The organism is Pseudonocardia yuanmonensis (assembly GCF_039542425.1).
Lineage (GTDB): Bacteria > Actinomycetota > Actinomycetes > Mycobacteriales > Pseudonocardiaceae > Pseudonocardia > Pseudonocardia yuanmonensis.
Window position 1 is genome coordinate 464,228 of the sequence record NZ_BAABIC010000002.1, and the last position, 8,558, is coordinate 472,785.

An 8,558-nucleotide genomic window follows, 5' to 3' on the forward strand; every position below is an offset into this window, starting at 1 on the left:
GTCGTCGCTGCGCGGCGTCGTTACCGGCTCAACACGGCTTCCAGGTCTTGCCGCCCGGTGCGTAGCAGCGGGGGCCGGTGTAGCCCGGGTAGGGGTTCTGCGCTGTCGATCCGGACGAGCCCGGCGTGCCGGCCCGCGGTCCGGAAGACGATGTGCCCGAGGGCGCCGAGGCCCGGTCACGTGCTGCCCTGTCGGCTGCAGCCTTGTCCCTGGCCGCCTGCTCACGCGCAGCCTTCTCCCGCGCAGCCTGCTCGCGATCGGCTTGCTCCCGTGCGGCCTGCTCCGCCGCCCGGCGATCGGCCTCGGCCTTCTCCCGAGCACGTGCGTCGTCTGCCGCTGTCCGGAGCGAGGACTGGTCGTTGCGGGCCCGGTCGACCGCATGTACCACTCGCCCGACCAGCCGATCCTGCCCGGCTCGGTCGAAGGCGGCCCAGGCGATTCCGCTTCGGTCGCCGCCGGCGAACGAGAGGAATGCTGCGGCCTGAGCAATCGGAGCGTCCGCCTGAGCGGCCAGGGTGTCGAGCTGGGCCGCCGTGCTGCCTGCCGGTTGGACAGCAGTGGGCGCACCCGCGGCCGCCGCCTCCGCCGTCGCTACCTGTCCGGGGATCGTGCACGTGATCTCGGGGGGGTACAGGCCGCGCCCGTTCGCCTCGGCCTCGGTAGCGGCCTCCTCGACCTCGGACAGGTAGGCGTCGTTCTCGCCGTACATGACGGGGACACCGAGGCCGGCGCGCGCCATCTCGGCGTTGACGAGCACATCGTCGGCGTACACGGCCGCGAGCGTTCGCCCATAGCCGTCGATCCGCTCGTCGTCATACCGGAGTGAAATCTGGCTCCCGACAGGAATGAGTGACGCGAGGTGTGCGGACGCCTCCAGACCCAGACACTCGACCGGCTTCTCGGGGTCCACCGTCTCCGGGGTGTCGATGTTGAGCAACCGAACCCGCTGTACGACCCCCTCGACGAGGACGTCGACCGTGTCCCCGTCCACGAGGTGAGTGACCGTTCCGGTATCGGTGGTCACTGCGGACACAGTCGCGATGGTGGCAGCGGTGCCACCGCCGACCACGGCGAGGCCGACGGCGGCTTTCACGAGCAGGCCGAGCACAGGGTCTCCAGCCGGACGGAGCAATGGTGTCGGCCATTCGTCGCTGCGTGCGGTCTGTCCGTTACGTGCTGTCCACGAACTCCGCCCGCACCCCCAGCAGCCGTACGGCACGGTCCTGCCGGAACCAGCCGGCGACCTCGAGGGCGGCGGCCTCGAGAACCGCGGGGTCGCGGGTCGGGGCGGGGAGGGTGGTGCTGCGGGTCCGGGTGAGGAACGGGGCGTAGCGCACCTTGACCCCGACCCGGGCGACGTCGCGGCCCTCGACGGCCACGTCCTCGGCGACCCGCGCGGACAGGGCGGACACCTCCGCGAGCACGGCGCCCCAGTCCTCCAGGTTCGCCGGGAAGGTGGTCTCGCGGCTGCGCGAGCGCGGGACGTAGGGCGAGGCCTCCATCTCGGTGCGGCCCATGCCGCGGCCGAGCGAGACGTAGTACGGCCCCATCCGGGGACCGAGCCGCTCGCCGACGGTGGTGGGGGAGGCCTCCGCGAGCTGGGTGACGGTGTGGATGCCCAGCTCGGCGAGCTTGCGGGCGGTCTTCACGCCGATGCCGTGGAGGGCCTCGGTGGGCCGGTCGCCGAGCGTCGCGAACCAGTTGTGCGCGGTGATCCGGTGGATGCCGCCGGGCTTGGCGAAGCCGGTCGCCGTCTTGGCGCGCAACGTGTTGTCGCCGATCCCGACCGCGCAGGACAGGCGGGTCCGGGCACGCACCTCGGCCTGGATCTCCCGGGCCAGCGCCTCCGGGTCGTCGCCGTCCCACTGCAGGAAGGCCTCGTCCCAGCCGATCACCTCGACGACCACGGGGAACTCCCGCAGCACCGCCATGACCTCCTCCGACGCCGCTTCGTACGCCGGGTTGTCGGCGGGGAGGAAGACGGCGTCGGGGCACTTCCGCGCGGCCAGCCGCATCGGCATCCCGGAGTGCACGCCGAACTCCCGCGCCTCGTAGGAGGCGGTCGCGACCACCGTGCGTGCCGCCGGGTCGCCGTTGCCGCCGACGATCACGGGGCGCCCGGCGAGCTCGGGGTGCCGCAGCTGCTCGACGGCGGCCAGGAACTGGTCCAGGTCGACGTGCAGCACCCAGCGGCTCACCCCGCGAGTGTGCCCGTCCCGGGTGGGTGCCCGCGGTGGGCCGGCGACGGCTGCCGGACGGGTGCGGACACCACGGCGGGACGCCCCGGCGTCGTCGCGGCGTGCAGGGCGCCGGCGACCAGCCGCAGGGTCGGCCGGTCGACGCAGGTCGCGAGCAGCTCGGCCTGCTCGACGGCCTCCCGGCAGGTGGGGGAGACGGCCTCGTGGGCCCGGATCAGCGCGTCGAGGTCCGCGAGCGGCTCGCCGGGCAGCGGGCGCACTGGACGGGGCACCTCGAGCGCCGCGGTGAGCAGCCGGAAGGCGCCGAAGCCGACGACGTAGAGCCCGCTCGGCAGCATGTCCTCGTCGCCGGCCGACCGGGCCGGGCTCCAGCGCGCGACGGCCAGGACCCCGCCGTCGGCGACGGCCCAGGCGTCGACCGCCGGGGCGTGCGGGTCCCGGGTCCAGGCCGTGGCCACGCTCTGCGCCGCGAGCCACTCACGGACACGGGGGCGGCCGACCGGCGCGACCTCGAAGACCGTCGACGCGAGCGCCGATCGTCCGAACAGCCCTGTCCATTCGCCCGCTACCCCCATAGCACCTCCCCCGAGTGGCAGGAGCATAGGGGCGCCGACGGGCGGCCTGCAGCGCTGTGCACCGATCCGGGCACGCACGGTCGTCATGCCGGCGGGCGAGATGCTACGCACGGTGATCGAAGTTCGGAAACGACACGATCGTGGGACACCGCGGCCGCCCGGTAACGGGGCAGGATGGCTCCCACGATCCAGGAGGCGACGAGCGTTCCACTGGCGGCGGGCAGTTGGAGGACGGAATGAGCGGCGAGCAGGAGCACGGCACCCCGGGCGACACCGGCGGGGCCGAGGGCGTGCGGCCGTTCGTCCCGGGCTCGGTGCCGTCGCCCTCCGACCTGGCGAAGGTCCGCCGGCTCACGCCGCGTCCCCGCGTGTCCCCGGAGGCGGGGGAGCGCGAGCCGCGCGAACCGCGCGGCCCGGTCCGCGACCTCGACCGCGCCCGGATCCTGCTGCGGTACGCCCGGTTGATGAGCACCGGGCGTCCCGTCTTCTGCAAGCCCAGCCGTGCGGAGCTCGCCGGCACCGCGCCGCGCCGGCAGGGCGTCGGGGCGGACGGCAAGGTCATCTACCCGGACCGCGAGTCCGCCGAGGCGGCCGCGCGCGAGCTCGAGGAGCTCGGCGCCCGGGCGCAGCGGGCGTACGTCTGCAAGCGGTCGCGGCACGGGCACTACCACCTCACGACCGATCTGGTGCGCGAGCGCCGGCGGGGTGCGGTCGAGATCCCGCGCCAGGCCGAGGAGAGCCCGCTCGACGTGCGGGCCGCGGCGGCGCTGGCCGCCATCCCGCGCCAGCGGGACCGCCGCTCCGCCTGAACCTTCCCCCTCCGGGTCCCCCCCAAGTCGGGACGCGTTTGCGTTTCGCCTTTCGGGCGACTCCGACCTCGGCTACCGTCGCGTGTGTCGGCGATCACACAGTGATCGTCACCACCCGTCCACCACCGGGGAGGACCGCCCGTGAACCCGTACCGCCTGCAGGAGCGTCTCGACTCCGTGCCCGACTCGCTCGACGCCGGCCAGCGGGCCCGCCTCGCCGCGCACCGCAGCGCCGTCGAGGAGTGCCGCGAGCGGATCGGCGAGCTCCGCGGGGAGCTGCGACGCGCGCTGTCCGGCATCGACGGGCCCCGCCCGACGCTGGAGATCATGACCGAGCTCGACTCCCTCGAGCGCGTGCAGCAACGCCTGGACTCGCGCCTGTCCGACCTGTGCGACGAACTCACGGGCCAGGCGCCCGCCGTGCGCTACGGGGACGACGCGCCGCTGTCGTAGCCGTCATAGATACAAGCTTGCATCTCAGTTGCTAGGGTCCGGGGCGTGCCCCCGGTCCCTCCTGCGGCGTCGTCCGCCGAGGCCCTGCCCGACGTGGTGTCCGACGCCCTGTCCCACGCCGCACCCGCGGCCGACCGCGCCTACGCCCTGACCAAGGAGCTGGTGCTCACCGGGGAGCTCCCCGGGGGGCACCTCTTCAGCGAGGGCGACATCGCGGCGCGGCTCGGGGTGAGCCGCACCCCGGTGCGCGAGGCGTTCCTGCGGCTGCAGGCCGAGGACCTGCTCACGCTGATCCCCAAGCGGGGCGCGGTCGTCGTCCCGGTGCCGCCGGGGGAGGCCGAGGACGTGCTCGACGCGCGCGAGGCCGTCGAGACCGCCGCGGTCCGTCGGCTGCTGCGCCGCCCCGAGCAGGTCCCGGCGGCGGTCGCCGAGCTGCGCGCCGCGCTGGAGGTCCAGCGCGGGCACGCCGAGCGGGGCGACCTGCCCGGGTTCGCCGAGGCCGACGAGGCCTTCCACCGCACCCTCGTCGCGGCCGGCCGCAACACCCTGACCATCCGCTTCTACGCGACGCTCGCCGACCGGCAGCGCCGGATGAGCGTGCACGCGCTCGGCCCGGTGCCGGAGCAGCTCCCGGTGGTGCTGCGCCAGCACGAGGAGCTGATCGGGATCGTCGAGGCCCGCGACGAGGCCGCGTTCGCCACCGCGCTGCGCGCACATCTGGACGGGACGCACCGGCGGTGACGTCGACACCGAGGCCGCAGAACCTCTGGCGGGCCGCCGCGGCCGCGGTCTTCGCGTGCGGCTGGGGCGGCAACCAGTTCACCCCGCTGCTGGTCATGTACCACGACTCCGGGCTCTCGGTCCTGGCCGTCGACGCCCTGCTGGGCGCGTACGTCGTCGGGCTCGTGCCGGGCCTCCTGACGGTCGGGGCCCTGTCCGAGCGGTACGGCCGCAGGCCGGTGATGCTGGCCGGCACCGTGGCGTCGCTGGTCGCGAGCGTGTTCCTCGCGCTCGGCGGCGTCGCCTGGATCGCGGCGGGCCGGTTCGTGACGGGCGTCGGCGTCGCCGTGGCGATGGCCGTCGGCTCGACCTGGGTCACCGAGCTGTCCGTGCGCGGCGGGGCCGAGCGGGCGACCGGCACGCGGCGGGGTGCGCTCTGGCTGACCCTCGGCTTCGGCCTCGGGGCCGGGGTCGCGGGGGTGCTCGCGCAGTGGGCCCCGTTCCCGATGCAGCTGCCGTACGTCGTGCACGCGGTGTTGGCCGCTGCCGCGCTCCTCGCGATCCTCCGGCTGCCCGAGACGCGCGACGCTCCGGTCGTGGGCACCACCGGGCGGTTCGCCGGCGCCGGGCACCCGCGGTTCCGCCGCGTGATCGCCCCGATGGCGCCGTGGATCTTCGGCTCCGCCGGCGTGGCCTACGCGATCATGCCGCAGCTGGTCGGGGACCGGCTCGGGACGTGGGGACTGGCCTACTCGACCCTGCTCACGGTGTGCACGCTCGGCGCCGGCGCGCTGGTGCAGCCGCTCGCCAAGCGCCTGGACCGGACGACGAGCGCGCGCGGCGTCGTGGTGTCCATGGTCGTGATGTCCGTGGGGCTGGCGGTGAGCGCGGTCGCGGCGGTCGTGCGTTCGCCGGTCGTCGCACTGATCGCCGCGGTGGTGCTCGGCGCCGCCTACGGGATCGCCGTGGTGTCCGGGCTGCTGGAGCTGCAGCGGCTGGCGCGGCCGGACGAGCTGGCCGCCCTCACGGGGGTGTACTACACGCTGGCCTACGTCGGCTTCCTGCTGCCGTCGATCCTCGCCGTGCTCAGCGGGGTGGCGAGCTACCCGGTGCTGCTCGGCTGCCTCGTGCTGGTCGCGCTGGGCGGTACCGCGGTGATCGTGCGGCACTCCCACCGGCACCTGCCCGTCGCCGCGGAGGCCGCGACCCGCGGGAGCTGAGGGCCGACCCGCGGGAGTCAGGAGGGGAGCAGCTCGTCCGAGAGCGTGTCGGGGCGGTCGTCGTACCGGCCGCCCGGACCGTCCGGACCGCCCGGGTCGCCACGCAGCCGTTTGGCCTCGGCGAGCCCGGCCGGGCCGGTGCGCGCCAGGGCGTGCAGGGCCAGGTCGCGGTGGACCGGGTCGTCCGTGCGGGCGAGGAACCGGCCGATCTCCCGGGCCGCCTCGGCCGGGGTCCGGGCGGCGACCCAGGCGTCGAGCTCCGCCTCGGCGACCGCGTTACGCACCTCGGCCATCCGCACGCAGACGTACTCGAGGTCCTCGTCGGCCAGCTCGCCGGGCAGCGGCGCGTGCAGGCCCTGGTCGATCAGCGTCTCGTGCACCGCCCACAGCCCCATCGGGGTGAGCGAGACGATCGTGGGGTCCGGGTCGTCCCGGCCCGCCAGCTCGACCAGCCCGTCGAGCTCGTCGGCGTCGAGCAGCTCGCCGAGCTCGACCGCGCCGAGCAGCTCCAGCGCGTCGAGCAGGGCGGTGACGTCCCGCCGCCAGAGCCGCTGCTCGGCGTCGCCGGCGAGGTCGTCGACCACGCAGCCGCACTCCTCGTTGACGGCCTCGCGCACGAGCCGGTGGAACAGCTCCACCGGGATCGGCCCGCCGCCGGCGGCGTAGAGCTCCAGCCAGAGGATCGGGAAGGCGTCCGCGAGCGACATGCCGAAGAGCGACGGCGCCCCGAACACGTCCGTGCCGCCGAGGTGGTCGCCGATCCGCCCGACCGCCGAGAACACCCGCCGCCACAGCTCGATCGGCCGGTGCAGGTCCTTCGCGGCGCTCTTCACCGGGACGAGCCGGCCGTGCAGCGGGCGGACCAGCCGGGCGGCCTTGGCCCAGTGCAGCAGCATCGAGGTCTCGGGCAGGTCCGTGCTGCTGCGCGCGCTGTCCCGGTAGAGCTGGTCGAGGCCGAGCAGGTCGGCGAGGGCGAGCGCGTCCGCGAGCCCGAGCTTGCCGTCCCGCGTGAGCCGGCGGCCCGCGCGCACCCACATGGTCAGCGTGCGCAGCAGGTCCAGCGCGGTGCTCTCCCGGGCGGCGGTGACCATCTCGGCGGCACTGGGCAGCAGTACCGGCGGCAGCTCGGGCGCGGGCGCCGGGTCGCGCGCGGCCTCCACCTCGCGCCGGGTGATCTCGGCGAGCGCGGCGTGGTCGATGTCGACCTCACCGGAGCGCGCCCGGTCGAGGAAGCGCTGCACCGCGCGCGGGTCGGCGGGATCCACGCCGTGCCGGCGCAGCTGGACGCCCCAGAACTTGCCGAGGTCGTAGTTGCGCTCGTCGGCGATGCCGTCGAGCAGCGCGGGCGTGGAGTCGCGCACCTGCGCGTGGAGCTCCGCGCGGGAGGCGGAGCGGTGGTCGAGCCCGTCGGCGTCGGCCAGGAAGTCGATGAGCGCGTGGAAGGCCTCGGGGACCTCCTCGGGGTCGAGCACCGTGACGTGCCGCGGGAACCACATGCCGAGCGCGTCGGCGACGTGGGCGCGCGTCCAGCGGCCGAGCCTGCGGTCCAGCGCGTACTTGTAGTCGAACGCGGCGGCGACCAGGAAGACGTCCGCCGAGACCCGGTTCCGCCGGGCCCACGTCAGGAAGGCCTCCAGCAACCGGTCCCGGGCTCCGGCGTATCCCTGGTCGTCACCGGGGGCGAAGACGAGACGCATCGAGATCCACCTTCTCAGCCCGACGGGGGCGGCCGGGACGGGGGGTCGGGCACCCCGGCGGCGGCCGGTGCGGTAGAGGAGGCGGTAGGGAAGGCGGTAGGGGAGGCGCCGCGGCGGGCGGTCGGGGCGGGCACACGACGAGGCCCCCGGCGTCACCGCCGGGGGCCTCGTCGCGGTCCGGGTCAGGCCTTGCGCGGCGGCTGCGGCTCGCCCGGCAGGACGGTGCCCCCGCCGTGCGCCCGCGCCTCCTCGGCGCCGTCCGCCATGCTCATCGGCTTGACGTTGAGGATGAACTCGCCGTCGTGCGCCTTCAGGCCGTAGTCCACGGCCTGCTCGACGGCCTCGGCGGCCCGGTTCTCCTTGCGGATCAGCGGGTCGTGGCGCAGGTCCCGGTACAGCGACACGCACAGCAGCACCATGACGATCACGAACGGCAGCGCCATGATGATGGTGATGTTCTGGATGCCGGACAGCGCGTCCGAGCCGCCGACCAGCAGCATGATCGCGGCGATGGCGCCCATCACGGCACCCCAGAAGATCACGATGCCGCGGCTGGGGGCGATCGAGCCCTTCTGCGAGATCGTGCCCATGACGACCGACGCCGCGTCCGCGCCGGAGACGAAGAAGATCGCCACCAGCAGCATCGCGACCACGGACAGGATCACCCCGGCCGGGTAGGACTGCAGCAGCCCGAACAGCTGGCCCTCGGTGCTCGCCGAGGCGAGGTCGTTGCCCGCCTGCTGCTCGGAGATCGCCGCGCCGCCGAAGATGGCGAACCAGACCAGCGACACCACGCTCGGGATCAGGATGACGCCCGCGATGAACTGGCGGATCGTGCGGCCGCGGCTGATGCGGGCGATGAACATGCCGACGAACGGGGTCCAGG

At 74.6% G+C, this 8,558-nt stretch carries 9 protein-coding genes; 4 read left to right on the top strand and 5 right to left on the bottom strand.

Annotation, left to right across the window (positions count from 1 at the left end; translation table 11 throughout):
- Positions 1-28: 28 nt before the first annotated feature.
- The 3 genes from ABD990_RS04630 to ABD990_RS04640 form a co-directional block, all read right to left on the bottom strand.
- Complete coding sequence (locus ABD990_RS04630; RefSeq protein ID WP_345378544.1) at positions 29-1,108, bottom strand: thermonuclease family protein; 1,080 nt, start codon at positions 1,106-1,108, stop codon at positions 29-31.
- A gap of 61 nt (positions 1,109-1,169) precedes the next feature.
- The gene (locus tag ABD990_RS04635; RefSeq protein WP_345378546.1) at positions 1,170-2,198 is read right to left on the bottom strand and encodes a DNA polymerase IV; all 1,029 of its coding nucleotides are present in this window, start codon (positions 2,196-2,198) and stop codon (positions 1,170-1,172) included.
- Positions 2,195-2,773 carry a hypothetical protein gene (locus ABD990_RS04640; protein WP_345378548.1) on the bottom strand — a complete coding sequence of 193 codons (579 nt, stop codon included), beginning with the start codon at positions 2,771-2,773 and terminating at the stop codon, positions 2,195-2,197. The genes ABD990_RS04635 and ABD990_RS04640 overlap by 4 nt, the downstream gene beginning before the upstream one ends.
- Positions 2,774-3,009: 236 nt before the next feature.
- Here ABD990_RS04640 and ABD990_RS04645 point away from each other — a divergent pair, with 236 nt between their 5' ends.
- The 4 genes from ABD990_RS04645 (at position 3,010) to ABD990_RS04660 (ending at position 5,975) form a co-directional block, all read left to right on the top strand.
- On the top strand, positions 3,010-3,582 hold the full coding sequence (locus tag ABD990_RS04645; protein ID WP_345378549.1) for a hypothetical protein: 573 nt from the start codon (positions 3,010-3,012) through the stop codon (positions 3,580-3,582).
- Positions 3,583-3,723: 141 nt separating this feature from the next.
- Entirely contained in the window at positions 3,724-4,035 is a 312-nt protein-coding gene (locus ABD990_RS04650) for a hypothetical protein (RefSeq protein ID WP_345378550.1), read from the top strand.
- Between the two features lie 45 nt (positions 4,036-4,080).
- Positions 4,081-4,776, top strand: coding sequence for a GntR family transcriptional regulator (locus ABD990_RS04655; RefSeq protein ID WP_425569416.1), 696 nt, complete (start codon positions 4,081-4,083; stop codon positions 4,774-4,776).
- Entirely contained in the window at positions 4,773-5,975 is a 1,203-nt protein-coding gene (locus tag ABD990_RS04660; RefSeq protein ID WP_345378551.1) for an MFS transporter, read from the top strand. Before ABD990_RS04655 ends, ABD990_RS04660 begins: the two co-directional genes overlap by 4 nt.
- 17 nt (positions 5,976-5,992) lie before the next feature.
- Here ABD990_RS04660 and ABD990_RS04665 read toward each other — a convergent pair whose 3' ends face one another.
- Positions 5,993-7,672 (bottom strand): hypothetical protein, encoded by a 1,680-nt coding sequence (locus tag ABD990_RS04665; protein WP_345378553.1) that lies wholly within the window; start codon positions 7,670-7,672, stop codon positions 5,993-5,995.
- Positions 7,673-7,854: 182 nt separating this feature from the next.
- The coding region (locus tag ABD990_RS04670; RefSeq protein WP_345378554.1) for a BCCT family transporter at positions 7,855-8,558 on the bottom strand (704 nt) is incomplete at its 5' end.

Bases quoted from the DNA above. Each gene is read 5' to 3' on its own strand.
- ABD990_RS04665 (WP_345378553.1), bottom strand. From the start codon at position 7,672: ATGCGTCTCGTCTTCGCCCCCGGTGACGACCAGGGATACGCCGGAGCC.
- ABD990_RS04645 (WP_345378549.1), top strand. From the start codon at position 3,010: ATGAGCGGCGAGCAGGAGCACGGCACCCCGGGCGACACCGGCGGGGCC.
- ABD990_RS04640 (WP_345378548.1), bottom strand. From the start codon at position 2,773: ATGGGGGTAGCGGGCGAATGGACAGGGCTGTTCGGACGATCGGCGCTC.